Here is a 15789-nt window from a genome sequence, read left to right as displayed (position 1 = left end):
AAAGGAGCGCTTTTTTTCACACAATCAGATGATTATGCAGTTACTTTAGCAACTACACCAGCACCAACTGTACGACCACCTTCACGGATCGCAAAACGTAGACCTGGGTCCATTGCGATTGGGTGGATTAATTCTACTGACATTTCTACGTTGTCACCAGGCATAACCATTTCAACGCCATCTTGTAATTTGATCGCGCCAGTTACGTCAGTTGTACGGAAGTAGAACTGTGGACGGTAACCGTTAAGGAATGGAGTGTGACGACCACCTTCTTCTTTAGAAAGTACGTATACTTCTGCATCGAATTTAGTGTGCGGCTTGATTGCACCTGGTTTAGCAAGTACTTGACCACGTTGTACGTCTTCACGCTTAGTACCACGTAGAAGAACACCACAGTTCTCGCCCGCACGGCCTTCGTCTAGAAGTTTACGGAACATTTCTACGCCAGTAACTGTAGTTACTTGAGTATCACGGATACCAACGATTTCAACTGATTCGCCTACTTTCACAATACCAGTTTCTACACGGCCAGTTACTACTGTACCACGACCAGAAATAGAGAATACGTCTTCGATTGGCATTAAGAATGCTTGGTCGATTGCACGTACTGGCTCTGGAATGTAAGTGTCAAGCGCGTCAACAAGCGCAACAACTGCTTCTTCGCCATACTGACCAGCGTCACCGTTAAGTGCAAGAAGAGCTGAACCACGGATAACTGGAGTGTCATCACCTGGGAAGTCATAAGTAGAAAGAAGTTCACGAACTTCCATTTCCACTAGTTCAAGAAGTTCTTCATCATCAACAAGGTCACACTTGTTAAGGAATACAAGAATGTAAGGTACACCAACCTGACGAGAAAGAAGGATGTGTTCACGAGTCTGTGGCATTGGACCATCAGTCGCAGCACATACAAGGATCGCGCCGTCCATCTGAGCAGCACCAGTAATCATGTTTTTAACATAATCGGCGTGGCCCGGGCAGTCTACGTGTGCGTAGTGACGAGTTGGAGAATCGTATTCTACGTGTGAAGTATTAATTGTAATACCACGTGCTTTTTCTTCTGGTGCAGAGTCAATTGCAGCGTAGTCTTTCGCTTCGCCACCGAATTTCTTCGCACATACAGTTGCAATTGCAGCTGTTAAAGTTGTTTTACCATGGTCAACGTGACCGATTGTGCCCACGTTAACGTGTGGCTTATTACGTTCAAACTTAGCCTTAGCCATGAGATCTTCCTTTTTAAACTACTCATGCAGGATCACTGCATGAGCACTTGGTTTTTAACTATGAATTAGTTTGGGCTTATAGTAATCGAAAGATTACTCGTCGTCACCTTTTTTACCGCCAGACTGGAATTTAGAAATGATGCCTTCAGCCACGTTACGTGGAGTTTCAGCATATTTAGCAAATTCCATAGAGTATGTTGCACGGCCTTGAGACATAGAACGCATTTGAGTCGCGTAACCAAACATCTCTGCAAGTGGAACTTCAGCTTTAATTGCTTTAGTACCGCCAGGCAAGTCATCCATACCTTGAACCATACCACGACGACGGTTTAAGTCACCCATGATATCGCCCATGTAGTCTTCTGGAGTTTCTACTTCAACTTTCATGATCGGTTCAAGCAAGATAGGATCTGCTTTCATGAAACCGTCACGGAATGCGTAAGAACCTGCCATTTTGAACGATAATTCGTCCGAATCGACATCGTGGTAAGAACCGTCAAACAATGTAGCTTTGATGCCAACAACTGGGTAACCAGCAAGGACACCATTCTTCATACGCTCTTGGATACCTTTATCCACAGCACCGAAGAATTCTTTAGGAACTACACCACCAACAACTTCTTCAACGAATTCGTAATCTTTTTCTGATTCAGGATCCATTGGCTCTAAACGTACGTATACGTGACCAAATTTACCTTTACCACCAGTTTGACGTACGAATTTACCTTCTTGTTCAACTGTCTTCTTGATCGTTTCACGGTAAGAAACCATTGGTTTACCAATGTTTGCTTCAACACCGAATTCACGCTTCATACGGTCAACAATGATGTCAAGGTGAAGTTCACCCATACCAGCAATAATTGTTTGACCTGACTCTTCGTCAGTACGAACGCGGAATGATGGATCTTCCTTAGCCAAACGACCTAAAGCAATTGACATTTTTTCTTGGTCAGCTTTAGTTTTTGGTTCAACAGCCAATGCAATTACTGGCTCTGGGAATTCCATACGCTCAAGTGTGATGACATTTTTCTCATCACAAAGTGTATCACCCGTAGTCACGTCTTTAAGACCTACACATGCAGCGATATCACCCGCACGAATTTCTTCAACGTCTTGACGATCGTTCGCGTGCATTTGCACGATACGGCCGATACGTTCACGTTTAGATTTAACTGGGTTATAAACAGAATCACCTTGTTTAAGAACACCAGAGTAAACACGTACGAAAGTTAAGTTACCTACGAATTTGTCGTTCATGATTTTGAACGCAAGCGCAGAGAACGGAGCTTCGTCAGATGCTTCACGAATCGCTTTAGTTTCAGCTTTGTCGTCAAGAACACCTTCAATCGCTTTAACTTCTGTAGGCGACGGTAAGAATTCAATTACTGCGTCCAACATACGTTGAACACCTTTGTTTTTGAACGCTGTACCACAAAGCATTGGTTGAATTTGACAAGCCAAAGTTTGAACACGTAGACCAGCAACGATATCTTCTTTAGATAGTTCGCCTTCTTCTAGGTATTTGTCCATTAGCTCTTCAGAAGCTTCAGCAGCAGCTTCAACCATGTTTACACGCCATTCTTCAGCAGTAGCTTGAAGTTCAGCCGGGATTTCACCGTATTCGAACTGCATACCTTGTGAAGCTTCATCCCAAATGATCGCTTTCATTTCGATCAAGTCGATTACGCCTTGGAAGTTTTCTTCAGCGCCAACAGGGATTACTACAGGTACAGGAGCTGCACCTAAACGTGTCTTCATTTGTTCAACAACACGGAAGAAGTTTGCACCAGTACGGTCCATCTTGTTCACGAATGCTAAACGAGGCACTTGGTATTTGTTCGCTTGACGCCATACAGTTTCAGACTGAGGTTGTACACCACCTACAGCACAGTAAACCATACACGCACCATCAAGAACACGCATAGAACGTTCAACTTCAATTGTGAAGTCAACGTGTCCCGGTGTATCAATTACGTTGATACGGTGTTCAGGGAACTGTTTAGACATACCTGACCAGAATGTAGTCGTAGCAGCAGAAGTAATGGTAATACCACGTTCTTGCTCTTGCTCCATCCAGTCCATTGTTGCTGCACCGTCGTGTACTTCACCAATTTTGTGAGATACACCTGTGTAGAACAAAATACGTTCTGTAGTTGTGGTTTTACCCGCATCAATGTGCGCAGAAATACCAATGTTACGATAACGAGAAATTGGGGTTTGACGAGCCATGATTTCTTGCATTCCTAAATTTTGTTGTTTAAAACAGGCGCTTTAAGCTGACGAACAGCTTAAAGCGATTCGATGACAGTTTGGCGTAAACCAAGCTGTCACCCTCCTGAATAGGGGCTGTTTTAGTCGCTTAGAAGCGGTAGTGAGAGAATGCTTTGTTGGCTTCAGCCATACGATGCACGTCATCACGTTTTTTAACCGCTGCGCCTTTACCTTCAGCTGCATCAAGCAACTCACCAGCAAGACGTAAAGCCATAGTTTTTTCAGAACGCTTAGCAGCAGCATCTACTAACCAACGCATAGCTAGAGCAGTACGACGGGATGGGCGTACTTCCATAGGTACTTGATAAGTAGCACCACCAACACGGCGTGCTTTTACTTCAACCATAGGACGAACTTTTTCAAGAGTAGTCTCGAAAAATTCAACTGGGTCTACTTTGTTTTTTTCTTGAACGCGGTCTAAAGCACCGTAAACGATACTTTCAGCAATAGATTTTTTACCATCTTGCATTACGTGGTTCATGAATTTAGCGATTGTTTGGCTGCTGAACTTAGGATCCGGAAGGATTTCACGAGCAGCAACTACGCGACGTCTTGGCATTTTAAACTACCTATATATATGACACTTCAGGTTAATCCAGCCGTAGCACAAAGTGTCATGTGCTTTCGCTGGCCTTACTACACGTCGCTTGAATTTCACAAAATTAATGCAGAAATCAGACAAGCGAGACGATAAAGGATTGCAGTTCTAGCGAACTAAGAGGTTAATCTCGAAAGATTATTTCTTAGGACGTTTAGTACCGTATTTAGAACGAGACTGGTTACGATCTTTCACACCAGCACAGTCTAAAGAACCACGAACGGTATGGTAACGTACACCTGGTAAGTCTTTAACACGACCACCACGGATAAGAACAACACTGTGCTCTTGTAGGTTGTGGCCTTCACCACCGATGTAGCTAGAAACTTCAAAGCCAGAAGTTAAACGCACACGGCAAACTTTACGCATTGCTGAGTTAGGTTTTTTAGGTGTAGTTGTGTAAACACGTGTACAAACACCACGACGTTGTGGACAAGCCTTCAACGCAGGAACTTTAGATTTTTCAACTAAAGTCGTACGACCCTTACGGATCAACTGATTTGTTGTTGCCATTTGGCAATTCTCCCGTTAATAAAAAACCCAAAAAAAGACGACTTTTTGAGGGCATGCAATTGTAAGCTAAGACGTAAAAATGGTCAACATTTCAAACTACATGTAATGCTGACCAAATCAGGGCTTTTACAAATTTCCATCTATTTTAAAGGGTTTATTTTTTACTTGGCGCATTTCGTCTTTTTGTAACCTTTTTTTCGGTCGGCTCTACAGCAGGTTTCGCTGCAACGTTTGAAGCTATGTCAGGTTCATTTTCCGTGAAAGACTCATTATTGTTCTGTGTGGTCTCTTCAACCTCATCCATTGGATATAAATCTGCAAGATCTTCTTCCACGTGTAAGGCTGGTTGCTGCGGTGCGACAGCATCATGGGGTTCAACCATTTGATCTGCGAGCTGTTCTAGCCCTTGTTGAACACGCTCTTCGGTTGCGACAGGCTCTGTGACTTTGTCGGACTTTTTCTGAACTTTTACCTTAGCAATACTTTGATGACCATTTAACTCCACTTCAGCTCCAAGTTTCAAATCTGGGCTATCGGTGTCTGATGTACTGCGCTGTGACAACAGTCTTGGCGAGGCTTTCACCAAAAGCTCAAGTGAGCGTTCATATGCTGTTAAAGCACTCAGGCTGGTATCTTTTTGTTGGATGATATACTGGCGGGCTTGTGAAAAAACCAGTTGTGCTTTTTGGTGTACATCATCAACGAGACGCCAACTATAAGCTGCACTCACCCCTGCACTGGCAATTGGCGTGAGTTTTGCTAGCTTATTCAGTAGCGAGAGGTTGGCAATCGACTGTCCCCATTTCAGCTGACCATCGGCATTGATCAACCATTTCTTTAAGGCTTCAATATCATTGCTTGAACCTAAAAGCTGTTGTAACTGAGAGACATCATGCGTTTGTAAGGTACTTGAAATGGCTTTTATCGCCATCAACAAAGTTTGTTTTTCCGCAATCAACCCAAGATCAATCTGTTTAAAAATAAACTGGACGATGTCTTGATCAGATTCTTTACTTAAGTCAAAACCATAAGAACGCCCCACTTGGTAGATCATACGTAACGACATCACCAAGGAAGCGGGCACATCTACGGTTGAGCCCACAAAGCCCGTTGCTCCAGTCAGTGCACCTTGCAAGATAGCAATAATTTTATTTTGTTCGGACAGTGCCTGACTAATCCGTTTTGAACGGTCAACATCTTGGGTCAGCATTTCTAAATCACGCACGCCCGCTTCATCTAAAACGGCATCGACCGAGCTCATACTTGAGCTAAATTGATTGAGCTGGCTAAAAAAATAATCTGCGGCTTTATCGGAAAGTTGTGGCGACACAAAATGCACGACTCGATTTGCGTTGACATAATGACGTCCTAATAAATGACGTGATACTGTCGGCAGGTGGTCTCTTAAGACTTGCTGCGGGTGTTCATAACGCTTATTTTTCGATTTTGTTTTTGTACTCGCACTATCACCAGTTGTAGCATTGGTCAGTGCTGAGGCCGTATCTGGGCTCACTTGGTTTAATATGTTTAAACCTGTATGGCTGAGCTTTTTAGCCACTCCGAAGGCATTTGAAAAGAAACCACTGCGCTGTTTATTGTTTGAATCCGCCATTCCGTACCCCGTACTTTATAATCTTTCATTTCTAGCTAAATACTAGGTGTAGTACGCATTTATCTCAATAAGAATATGTGTCTTTTAGTAAAGTTGAAATGCTCTGCTCCTGATTTTAAGACAAGTCAAATTGGCATAGGATTTGCCATAAGAATTAAAAATTCTTTCTGCTATTATGATCTGCATTGAAAACATAAGAGTTGCAATTGGCTTAGAAATAAATTGTTGATTCATCTTTAAGCGCAACTCTGCAAAACCACCATATAAGGGATCTTTAAATGAAACGTGTAGTAATCACTGGCATGGGTATCAACTCATGTATCGGTAATACTTTGGAAGAAGTTACTCATGCATTACAAAACGGGATTTCTGGGACACGTTTTAACCCAACCTATGCTGAACTCAATTTTAAAAGTCATATCAGCGCTGCTGCTGAACAAGACTTTGATGGTATCGACCGTAAGCTAAAACGCTTTATGGGTGTTTGTGCCATGTATGCATACAATGCTGCGGTTGCTGCGGTTGAAAATGCAGGCTTAACAGCAGAGCAAATTGGTGGCAACCCACGCTATGGTATCGCGGGCGGTTCAGGTGGTGGTTCAACTGCGTCTGTAGTTGAAATGAAAGAATTGTTAGACACCAAAGGCGCACGTAAAGTTGGTCCGTTCTTCGTACCACGTAATATGTCGAATACAATTACGGCAAACGTTGGTGTTGCTTTTAAAATGCAAGGTGTTGCACACACCATTACCAGCGCATGCGCAACGTCTGCTGATGCCATTGGTTATGCCTATAACCTGATTCAATTGGGCAAGCAAGACTTAATGCTTGCAGGCGGTGGTGAAGAAGATCACTGGTCTCAAAGCTTGTTGTTTGATGCGATGGGTGCACTGTGCTCAAAATACAATGACACGCCAGAAACAGCGTCTCGTCCTTACTCTGCTGACCGTGACGGTTTTGTGATTGCTGGCGGTGGCGGATTTGTAGTGCTTGAGTCTTTAGAACATGCGCAAGCACGTGGTGCCAACATTTTGGCTGAAGTTGTGGGCTATGCGGCAAACTCTGACGGTGCAGACATGGTTGCGCCATCGGGTGAAGGTGCGACACGTTGTGTACTGATGGCACTTGAAGAAGCAAAACAACACGGCGTAGACAAAATTGACTATGTGAATACGCATGGTACGTCAACGCCTGCTGGTGACATCACTGAATTAAAAGCAATGGAACGTGCATTTGGCGAAGGTCAAGTTCCTCCACTCAGCTCGACCAAATCAATGACAGGTCATAGCTTAGGTGCTGCTGGCGTGCAAGAAGCGATCTACTCAGTCCTAATGATGCAAAATGACTTTATTGCACCAAACATCAACGTGACTGAACTGGATGAAGGCGCAAAACCATTTGATATCGTGCTTGAAAAACGTGACGCAAAATTGAATACTGTGATGAGTAACAGTTTCGGTTTTGGCGGCGTAAATGCATGTCTCATTTTCAAAAAGTGGGAAGGCTAAGCCGCCCATTTTAGGGTGACTTGATGGATGCTCCTTCTGATGCTTTCTTATGGGTAAAAGCATTACATATTATTGCCGTGGTGTGTTGGTTCGCTGCATTGTTCTACTTACCACGGCTCTATGTTTACCATGCCATGAGTGATGATGCCGTCAGTCATCAACGTTTCGAGGTCATGGAACGCAAGTTGTACCGTGGCATTATGTGGCCATCGATGATTGCAACACTGATCACGGCACACTTCTTGGTGGATTGGGGTGATGCAACGCGCCACTACCATGAAGCCCTGTGGTTCTACCTCAAAGTCGGTTTGGTTGGATTGTTGGTGATTTACCACTTTGTTTGCGGTTATTACCGTAAGAAATTGATTGGTCATGCGCACTACAAGTCACACAAGTTCTGGCGCTTCTTTAATGAAATGCCGACCCTCATTTTATTTGCTGTGGTGATTTTAGTCGTGGTTAAACCGACGTTTTAAAATCTCTGAAATGAAAGCCCCGATTGATTCGGGGCTTTTTAATATCTGTAAAAAATCAACAGCACAACCAAAGATCCGCGCTACGAGCGTATCCAAGATTGACGAATTTTTAAATTGAGCGGGGTCGAATAATATTTCTCAATCGCCCAACTCAAAATAAACACCGCGATAAAATAAACAGGCAACAACATCAACTTTTCAGCGGCTACAGTTTCTTTAGGGAAATACACCACTTTCATTAAGCCGAGAACAATCAAATGAAACAGATACATTTCATAGCTACGCTGTCCAATCCAGACCAAACTGCGGGCCGTGGATGAGGTAGGTTTAACTTTCGGGTCGTGGATAAAGCAAAATATGAGTAACGCCGTAAGTAAAGCAAATACGCTGATGCCCCAAGTACTCACCTCTTTGATGGGTGCATAAAAATATAAAGCGGTCATTAGAAACGATATCACAGCAACAATTACTTTTGGATTGTAAATAGAAGCTTTAAAATGTTGCACATACATTGCGGTGAGACAGCCAATGGCAATTCCATCAAAGCTAGAGAAATAATGATACAGATAAGCACCGCTTTCCTCGCCAAAATGTAAGGCACGAAAATACGGTGCATACGCGATGACAGCGAGCAGAAAAACAATAAAACCTTTGCCACGACCAAGCCCTAAACACAGGACAGGAAATGCTAAATAGAAAACTTCTTCAACCGATAAAGACCACAATACACCCAAGGCATAGTTCATCCAGCCGTATTCAATAATCAATAGATTCATCCAGAAGCTCAAAGCTGAAAGAACAGTCACAGCATAGGACACCTCTACGCCATTGGGCGACTGATTGATAAAGGGTTGCAATCCTAAACTTCCGAACACACTGACCATCGCAACCAATAACACCAGACACGGCATGATTCGGGCAATACGACGGATATAAAAATCTTTCAGCTTAATCTGCGCCAAAGATCCACTACGCTGTAAAGTATGCTGGGTAATCAAAAAACCTGAAATGACAAAAAACATGGTCACACCATAATTGCCGTTTCGGGCAATCAAGGTACTTAAGCTCTCACCCCCAATGGGGATACCGAGAAAGGTATCATGTAATTTATACGGAATATTGAAATGGTGAATCAGCACCAACAGGATGGAAATGCCACGCAGGATGTCGATTTTATAATTACGCATAAATCATTATTAAAATTTTAAAGTGCCTCATTAAAAGTGAAATCGCCTAATTTAGACAGCTTTTATATATAAAATCATACAATGATCTAACACTTAGTTAGAATCCATTGATTCAGCTCAAGTAAAAAAGAAAGCCCTACTTATGCAGGGCTTTCTTTCAAATATCAAAAGTACAGAATGAGTTTTAGCTATTTACTGCGGAGTCTTACTGTTTTAAGTTTTAATTGCTTGAGTTCGTTTTGTTCCTTGCGAAGTTGTACTTCTCATTCGCCAAAAGAACCAAAAACATTTGTCATCCGCAAAACCTGTTCACTTTCTGTATTTAAAAATTTCGTTGCAAAAACAGTCCACTTTAAATGCTAGACAGGTTGCGGATGACATCGTCACGTATCGAATAAAACCTCAAACTTAAAAAGAAAATACCAGCCAGTTAAGAAACTGACTGGTATTACTACTTATGCAGGGCTTTCTTTCAAACATCACGAGTACAAAATAAATGTTACTTAGTTATCCAATTGCTGCCCTAACAGACGTTTTTTCATACGTGGTTTGTACAGCAGTTGATACGTCACGGCTAAAATAATCACCCATAATGGACTGATCATCAATGCGCGAAGGGTATCCGCCTCTAAACTCAAAATAATCAACGTAAAGAACAAGAAGATTAAGACCACATAAGACATCCAAACACCGCCTGGCATTTTAAAGGTCGATTTTGCATGTAGCTCAGGACGCAATTTACGATAGCGGATATAGCACACCATAATAATGCTCCAGATACTGATGAACAGAATCACACACAATGAGCTGGCTAATGTAAAGGCTTCAACCGTGTTTGGTACAAAGTACTGCAGCGCAGCACCTGCCATGATAAAAGCACATGAGAAGAATAAGCCTTTTGCTGGCACCGCACGTTTTGATAGACGCGCTAGGCTCTGTGGTGCTTGCCCTTCTCTTGCCAAACCAAAGAGCATACGTGATGTAGAGAACACACCACTATTCATTGAAGACATCACTGAAGACAGCACCACCAAGTTCATAATGATAGCTGAAGTTGGGATACCCGCATGTAAAAATAGTGAAACGAACGGGCTTTGATCCGCAGGGATTTGATTCCACGGCGTCACTGACATCACTACAAATAATGACAAGACATAGAACAAAATGATACGGGTTGGAATCGCATTCACTGCTTTCGGTAAGTTCTTTTCAGGATCTTTGGTTTCAGCAGCCATGGTTCCAATTAGCTCTACACCGACAAAGGCAAAGAGTGCAATTTGAAAACCGGCCAAGAAGCCATCGGCACCTTTAGGAAACATGCCGCCATGCGACCAGACATTGGTAAAGCTGGAAGCCGTGCCATCCGGTGAGTGAAAATGGCTGAATACCATAAAGCCGCCTATCACGATCAGCCCTAAAATGGCTAAAATTTTGATTAAAGCAAACCAAAATTCAATTTCACCAAAGAGTTTCACAGTCAGCAAATTTAACCCAAGGACAAACAGCACACAGCCGACACTGATTAAAGCCTGCCCCATGGGAGTAAAGGCCATGTCTGGCGGGAGCCAAAAGCCGAGATAGTTAATAATGGCTGCCAAGTCCGCAATACCGACTAAGACCCAACCGAGCCAATAGGACCAACCGATATAGTAACCCGCACCCGGCCCAATCAGATCATGAGCCATGTCGATAAACGACTTATAGTGCAAATTTGACAATAAAATTTCGCCCAATGCACGCATTAGGAAGAAGAACATGGTCCCGATAATCATATAAATGATTAGGATAGAAGGACCAGCAAGAGAGATAGTTTTGCCCGAACCCATGAACAGGCCCGTACCAATCGCGCCACCAATGGCAATCAATTGCAGGTGGCGGTTGGATAATTTCCGTTGTAATTCATGCGATGGTGCATTTGCACCGTCAGCTTGTGGGGTAGTCGTCATAATTTAACATCCTGTTAAAGTCCTTTTTTGCGTATAAACCATGTTCATACAGTGCTCGTTATCCTAACGGGCGGCATTTATACGCTCATCAGCACTTCGGTTGAAACCCAAGCGCTGATATACACGGGGAGAGTTTAAAAATTAGTTTTGTGCAGCCGTCACTGCAATTTCGATCAACCAGTTTGGATTAACCAAATCAGCCTGAATCGTGGCACGTGAAGGTGCTACACAACCATTCATCCAGTCAATCCAAATCGCATTGACTGTAGAAAAATCAGAGAGATTTTTGATGTAAAGCTGAGCAGATAACAAACGTGATTTATCTGTATTTGCCAAAGCTAAAAGCTCATCAATTGTTGCTAAAATTTCACGGGTCTGACCTGCGACATCATTGTCGGTATTTTTTGGCACTTGCCCTGACAAATACACCACTTGATTAAACACAGTGACTGCACTCATGACTTCGTTGGTGTTGAATTTTTGAATGTCTGAATGTGACATAGGTCTTTCCTTGTATGAAACTGTATAAAAATAAAATTTAATCTTGGATAAAATTGACACGTGCAGTGACAGCACACATCAGCTCATAGCCAATCGTGCCTGAACCTGCTGCGACTTCATCAATGCTGAGTACAGCACCCTGTTTCGATGTACCCCACAGCACCACTTCACTGCCGACTTCGGCATTTGGAAGGTGAGATAAATCGACCGCCAACATGTCCATGCTGACACGCCCGACCAAGCTGCTGCGTTGTCCATCAACTAAAATAGGCGTACCTGTTGCGGTAATCCGTTGATAACCATCGGCATAACCACAAGCCACAATACCCACACGCATGTCGCTTTCAGCAATGAACTTTGAGCCATAACCGACGCTATCGCCTGCTTTTAATTGCTGAATGGCAATCAACTCGCTGCGCAAACTCATGGCAGGTTGCAAATCCCAGTCTTGAATGGAGTGGCTTGGATAATCTGGAGAACTACCATAGAGCATGATGCCGCTACGGATCACATCCGACTGCAACTGTTCATGGCGGAGAATGGCTGCACTGTTACTGACTGAACGTGCACCCGGTAGATCATGGGTGATGGCATCAAATAACTGACATTGATGCGCAATGCCTTCACGTCCGAAACGCTCACCATCGGCATCCGAAAAATGCATCATATGGGTCAAGCGTTGAACTTGAGGCAAACTGGAAAGCTGCTGCCACACTTGACGGTATTGTTCAGGACGGAAACCTAAACGATTCATGCCGCTGTTCATTTTTAAATAAACATCGAACTGCGCCTCTAAAGGAAAACGCGCTAACCATTCGAGTTGATATTCACTATGAATACTGAAACTTAGGCCCAGCTCATGGCAGTCAAATAGGTCTTGCTCTGAAAAAATACCTTCGAGTAACAGAACCGGACCTATCCAGCCTAAAGCGCGGATGCGTTTCGCCTCTGCCAAATCGAGCAGCGCAAAACCATCGGCAGATTTGAACGCTTGATAGACGCGTTCAATCCCATGACCATAGGCATTGGCTTTGACCACCGCATAGACTTGGCTATTCGGCATTTTCGTGCGAGCAACATTTAAATTATGCTGCAGTGATTGACTATGAATCACTGCAGTAATTGGACGTGGCATTTTCTTCTTCCTTGAATCAATATGACCTAAAACGAATTAGGCTGCTGAAGGATAACGTTGAATCGATAGGCCTTCAGTACTGATGTCTGGTTGATGGTTCATCACCAAGTCACTAATAAGCTTGCCTGAACCACATGCCATGGTCCAACCCAAGGTGCCATGTCCTGTATTCAAGAATAAGTTTTTAAAACGAGTCGCACCAATAATCGGCGTAGAGTCTGGTGTCATTGGACGTAAACCCGTCCAGAAACTTGCTTCAGCTAAATTTCCACCTGGGAATAAGTCTTGAGTCACCATCTCCAAGGTTGCACGGCGGTCTTGATTTAAACCGTGGTTGAAACCACTCAGTTCAGCCATACCCCCCACACGGATACGTTGGTCAAAACGCGTAATGGCAATTTTATAAGTTTCATCAAGAACCGTAGACTGCGGTGCAAATGCAGGATCTACAATTGGAATGGTCAGTGAGTAGCCTTTGACAGGATAGACAGGCAAATTCAAATTCAATGGTTTTAAGAAATCACGTGAATAACTACCAAAAGCAAGCACATAACGGTCTGCTGTAAGCACTTGATCATCAACCACTACACCTTTGATTTCATCCCCTTCAACCACTAGTTTTTCAACATTTTGGTTAAATTTAAATTCTACGCCCATGTCTTTCGCAAGATTTGCCAAAGCATTGGTAAATAAGTAACAGTCACCTGTTTCATCATTCGGCAAATGTAAACCACCGACCAGTTTGTCTTTGGCATAGGCTAAAGCTGGCTCAACTTTGGCTAAATCATCTTTTAATAATAGTTCGTAGTCAACACCACATTCTTTTAATACTTGGATGTCACGTTGTACTGCATCTAGTTGTGCTTCATTACGGAAAACCTGCAAAGTTCCTTTCGCACGGTTTTCATAGTGAATGCCTGTTTCTTTACGCAGTTCACGTAAGCAGTCACGGCTGTATTCAGCAACACGCGTCATACGTTCTTTGTTAATAGCATAGCTTTGTGGATTGCAGTTTTTCAACATTTGCGCCATCCAGTTCAACTGCCACATGCTACCATCGATGTTAATCGCTAACGGTGCATGGTGTTGGAACATCCACTTTACGGCTTTAAACGGAATACCAGGTGCAGCCCACGGTGTAGAATAACCTGGAGAGATTTGCCCTGCGTTACCAAAGCTAGTTTCTTCAGCAGGACCAGCTTGACGGTCTAAAACCGTAACGCTTGCGCCTTGTTGTGCAAGGTAATACGCACTTGCAACTCCGATGACACCACTACCTAAGACAATTACACGCATGACTGATCCCTTACACACACTAGTTTATTTCACTAGTATATTTTTAGGTTAATAGTTTTTTTCACTGTTTTTAATATTATAATCTAGGTAAATCGCCATTTTTGTCGCACTAAAATTCTAAACATAGGAAATTTATAATGCGTAAATTAGATCGGATTGATCAGCAGATTTTAGACATTTTGCAGCGCGATGGACGAATTGCGATTAGTGAATTGGCCTCTCGCGTCAACCTCTCAACCACACCCTGTTCAGAACGTGTCAAACGCTTAGAGCGCGACGGTATTATCATGGGTTACTACGCACGCCTCAATCCACAACTGGTCGATCGAAACTTATTGGTGTTTTTAGAAATTAAGCTATCGGCCAAGTCTGGTGATGTGTTTGATCAAGTGGCACGTGACTTGGTCGAAATCCCTGAAGTTTTAGAATGCCATCTGATTTCAGGTGAATTCGATTATTTGGTCAAAGCCCGTTTAAAAGAAATGAGTGCCTACCGACGCCTATTGGGTGATTTACTGAAAAAACTGCCCTCTTCAGCGTCATCGCACAGTTATATTGTGATGGAAGAAGTCAAAGAAAGTTTTTATTTGGACATTCGCTAACAGCTTATTAAAAATACGCGTTTTAAAAATGCATTTACTTTAAATATTTAAAACCTATCGATTCCCTATTGGAAGTTCTGCACCATGTTTAACAAACTCATGTCTAGTCTTGGCTTACAAGGCATTCAAGTCGATACTCGTCTACACACCACCGCACCACAAGCGGGTCAAGCCATTCAGGGTGAGGTTATTTTTAAAGGTGCCGCGTCTAATAAAATTATCAACGGTATTTATTTAAAGCTCATGACCACAGCCGAGGTTGAGTCAGATGATGCTGAGTACAATAGCGCCTTAAGTATTGCCGAATGGCACATTAGCGGGGCTTTTGAGTTACAAGCTCATCAATCACACGCATTTCCTTTTTCGATTCAACTGCCCTTTGAAACGCCAATTACAGATGTACCTTGCCGCGTCAATAAAACCCGAGTGTGGTTACATACACATTTAGATGTGGACTGGGGACTCGATGCTACTGACAAAGACTATTTACAGATCTTACCGACACCGACTATGCAAGCGTTTATTCAAGCCATGCAGCAATGCGGTTTTCAGTTGATGACCGTCGATGTTGAAAAAGGCCAACTGCGTGGCAACGGCTTCCACTCGAGCATTGGTTGTTATCAAGAACTTGAATTTAAACCTACGCAATTGTTCAACAGCATCAATGAAGTTGAAGTGTCCTTTGTGGCAGAGCAACATCAAACCCATGTGCTTTTAGAAGTGGATCGTAAATTTCGTGGTGATGGCTTCAACAGCCTTACCATTCCCCATCAGCAGGCCAATCCGGCACTGTTAGTGAATGAAATTAGACGCATGTTGGGACTTTAATTTTTAATCACTGCGCACAACTGTTTTAATGTAGAAAGTAGTGCGCAGTCAAAAAAGGCGTTATTTAAATCCTGTCCGAATTAAATTCTGTCT

General features: G+C 43.0%; 14 protein-coding genes. 4 read left to right on the top strand and 10 right to left on the bottom strand.

Features of this window, described 5'->3' with window-relative positions; genetic code table 11:
• Positions 1-32: 32 nt before the first annotated feature.
• The 5 genes from tuf to AC4MC0_RS03205 all read right to left on the bottom strand — a co-directional run bounded on the left by tuf (position 33) and on the right by AC4MC0_RS03205 (position 6217).
• The gene (gene tuf / locus AC4MC0_RS03225; protein ID WP_004692776.1) at positions 33-1223 is read right to left on the bottom strand and encodes an elongation factor Tu; all 1191 of its coding nucleotides are present in this window, start codon (positions 1221-1223) and stop codon (positions 33-35) included.
• 93 nt (positions 1224-1316) lie between these two features.
• Positions 1317-3452 carry an elongation factor G gene (gene fusA, locus AC4MC0_RS03220; protein ID WP_004694927.1) on the bottom strand — a complete coding sequence of 712 codons (2136 nt, stop codon included), beginning with the start codon at positions 3450-3452 and terminating at the stop codon, positions 1317-1319.
• A 130-nt stretch (positions 3453-3582) separates the two neighbouring features.
• Positions 3583-4053, bottom strand: a complete 471-nt coding sequence (gene rpsG / locus AC4MC0_RS03215; protein ID WP_004694929.1) for a 30S ribosomal protein S7 — start codon at positions 4051-4053, stop codon at positions 3583-3585.
• A gap of 177 nt (positions 4054-4230) precedes the next feature.
• On the bottom strand, positions 4231-4605 hold the full coding sequence (gene rpsL, locus AC4MC0_RS03210) for a 30S ribosomal protein S12 (protein WP_002050319.1): 375 nt from the start codon (positions 4603-4605) through the stop codon (positions 4231-4233).
• A 154-nt stretch (positions 4606-4759) separates the two neighbouring features.
• Positions 4760-6217, bottom strand: a complete 1458-nt coding sequence (locus AC4MC0_RS03205) for an EcsC family protein (protein ID WP_336000808.1) — start codon at positions 6215-6217, stop codon at positions 4760-4762.
• A gap of 278 nt (positions 6218-6495) precedes the next feature.
• Between AC4MC0_RS03205 and AC4MC0_RS03200 the strand changes: the two genes are divergently transcribed.
• Positions 6496-7725, top strand: a complete 1230-nt coding sequence (locus AC4MC0_RS03200; RefSeq protein WP_004694933.1) for a beta-ketoacyl synthase N-terminal-like domain-containing protein — start codon at positions 6496-6498, stop codon at positions 7723-7725.
• Between the two features lie 23 nt (positions 7726-7748).
• Positions 7749-8201: a CopD family protein gene (locus AC4MC0_RS03195; RefSeq protein WP_005011820.1), complete on the top strand. Its 453-nt coding sequence runs from the start codon at positions 7749-7751 to the stop codon at positions 8199-8201.
• A gap of 80 nt (positions 8202-8281) precedes the next feature.
• Here the strand turns inward: AC4MC0_RS03195 and AC4MC0_RS03190 are convergent, their stop codons facing one another.
• The 5 genes from AC4MC0_RS03190 to AC4MC0_RS03170 form a co-directional block, all read right to left on the bottom strand.
• Positions 8282-9388: an acyltransferase family protein gene (locus tag AC4MC0_RS03190; RefSeq protein WP_336000803.1), complete on the bottom strand. Its 1107-nt coding sequence runs from the start codon at positions 9386-9388 to the stop codon at positions 8282-8284.
• Positions 9389-9891: 503 nt separating this feature from the next.
• Positions 9892-11334: an amino acid permease gene (locus AC4MC0_RS03185; protein ID WP_335999741.1), complete on the bottom strand. Its 1443-nt coding sequence runs from the start codon at positions 11332-11334 to the stop codon at positions 9892-9894.
• 141 nt (positions 11335-11475) lie between these two features.
• A complete protein-coding gene (locus AC4MC0_RS03180; RefSeq protein ID WP_004694941.1) occupies positions 11476-11835 on the bottom strand; it encodes a RidA family protein in 360 nt (119 codons plus the stop codon).
• A 37-nt stretch (positions 11836-11872) separates the two neighbouring features.
• On the bottom strand, positions 11873-12970 hold the full coding sequence (alr, locus tag AC4MC0_RS03175) for an alanine racemase (protein WP_335999739.1): 1098 nt from the start codon (positions 12968-12970) through the stop codon (positions 11873-11875).
• Positions 12971-13006: 36 nt separating this feature from the next.
• Positions 13007-14266 (bottom strand): D-amino acid dehydrogenase, encoded by a 1260-nt coding sequence (locus tag AC4MC0_RS03170; protein ID WP_335999737.1) that lies wholly within the window; start codon positions 14264-14266, stop codon positions 13007-13009.
• Between the two features lie 137 nt (positions 14267-14403).
• Between AC4MC0_RS03170 and AC4MC0_RS03165 the strand changes: the two genes are divergently transcribed.
• Positions 14404-14868 carry an Lrp/AsnC ligand binding domain-containing protein gene (locus AC4MC0_RS03165; RefSeq protein ID WP_004694947.1) on the top strand — a complete coding sequence of 155 codons (465 nt, stop codon included), beginning with the start codon at positions 14404-14406 and terminating at the stop codon, positions 14866-14868.
• A gap of 84 nt (positions 14869-14952) precedes the next feature.
• Positions 14953-15696 (top strand): sporulation protein, encoded by a 744-nt coding sequence (locus AC4MC0_RS03160; protein WP_335999735.1) that lies wholly within the window; start codon positions 14953-14955, stop codon positions 15694-15696.
• Positions 15697-15789: the final 93 nt, after the last annotated feature.

This window comes from Acinetobacter sp. CAU_H_S139_7 (genome assembly GCF_058599305.1).
Note: the sequence above shows the minus strand (reverse complement) of the source record. Positions and strands in the feature narration are given on the sequence as shown.

Excerpts from the sequence above, each read along its gene's own strand:
- AC4MC0_RS03165 (WP_004694947.1), top strand. The coding sequence starts at position 14,404 with ATGCGTAAATTAGATCGGATTGATCAGCAGATTTTAGACATTTTGCAG.
- AC4MC0_RS03190 (WP_336000803.1), bottom strand. The coding sequence starts at position 9,388 with ATGCGTAATTATAAAATCGACATCCTGCGTGGCATTTCCATCCTGTTG.
- AC4MC0_RS03200 (WP_004694933.1), top strand. The coding sequence starts at position 6,496 with ATGAAACGTGTAGTAATCACTGGCATGGGTATCAACTCATGTATCGGT.
- AC4MC0_RS03195 (WP_005011820.1), top strand. The coding sequence starts at position 7,749 with ATGGATGCTCCTTCTGATGCTTTCTTATGGGTAAAAGCATTACATATT.
- rpsL (WP_002050319.1), bottom strand. The coding sequence starts at position 4,605 with ATGGCAACAACAAATCAGTTGATCCGTAAGGGTCGTACGACTTTAGTT.
- AC4MC0_RS03170 (WP_335999737.1), bottom strand. The coding sequence starts at position 14,266 with ATGCGTGTAATTGTCTTAGGTAGTGGTGTCATCGGAGTTGCAAGTGCG.
- AC4MC0_RS03160 (WP_335999735.1), top strand. The coding sequence starts at position 14,953 with ATGTTTAACAAACTCATGTCTAGTCTTGGCTTACAAGGCATTCAAGTC.
- fusA (WP_004694927.1), bottom strand. The coding sequence starts at position 3,452 with ATGGCTCGTCAAACCCCAATTTCTCGTTATCGTAACATTGGTATTTCT.
- rpsG (WP_004694929.1), bottom strand. The coding sequence starts at position 4,053 with ATGCCAAGACGTCGCGTAGTTGCTGCTCGTGAAATCCTTCCGGATCCT.
- tuf (WP_004692776.1), bottom strand. The coding sequence starts at position 1,223 with ATGGCTAAGGCTAAGTTTGAACGTAATAAGCCACACGTTAACGTGGGC.
- AC4MC0_RS03185 (WP_335999741.1), bottom strand. The coding sequence starts at position 11,334 with ATGACGACTACCCCACAAGCTGACGGTGCAAATGCACCATCGCATGAA.
- AC4MC0_RS03180 (WP_004694941.1), bottom strand. The coding sequence starts at position 11,835 with ATGTCACATTCAGACATTCAAAAATTCAACACCAACGAAGTCATGAGT.
- AC4MC0_RS03205 (WP_336000808.1), bottom strand. The coding sequence starts at position 6,217 with ATGGCGGATTCAAACAATAAACAGCGCAGTGGTTTCTTTTCAAATGCC.
- alr (WP_335999739.1), bottom strand. The coding sequence starts at position 12,970 with ATGCCACGTCCAATTACTGCAGTGATTCATAGTCAATCACTGCAGCAT.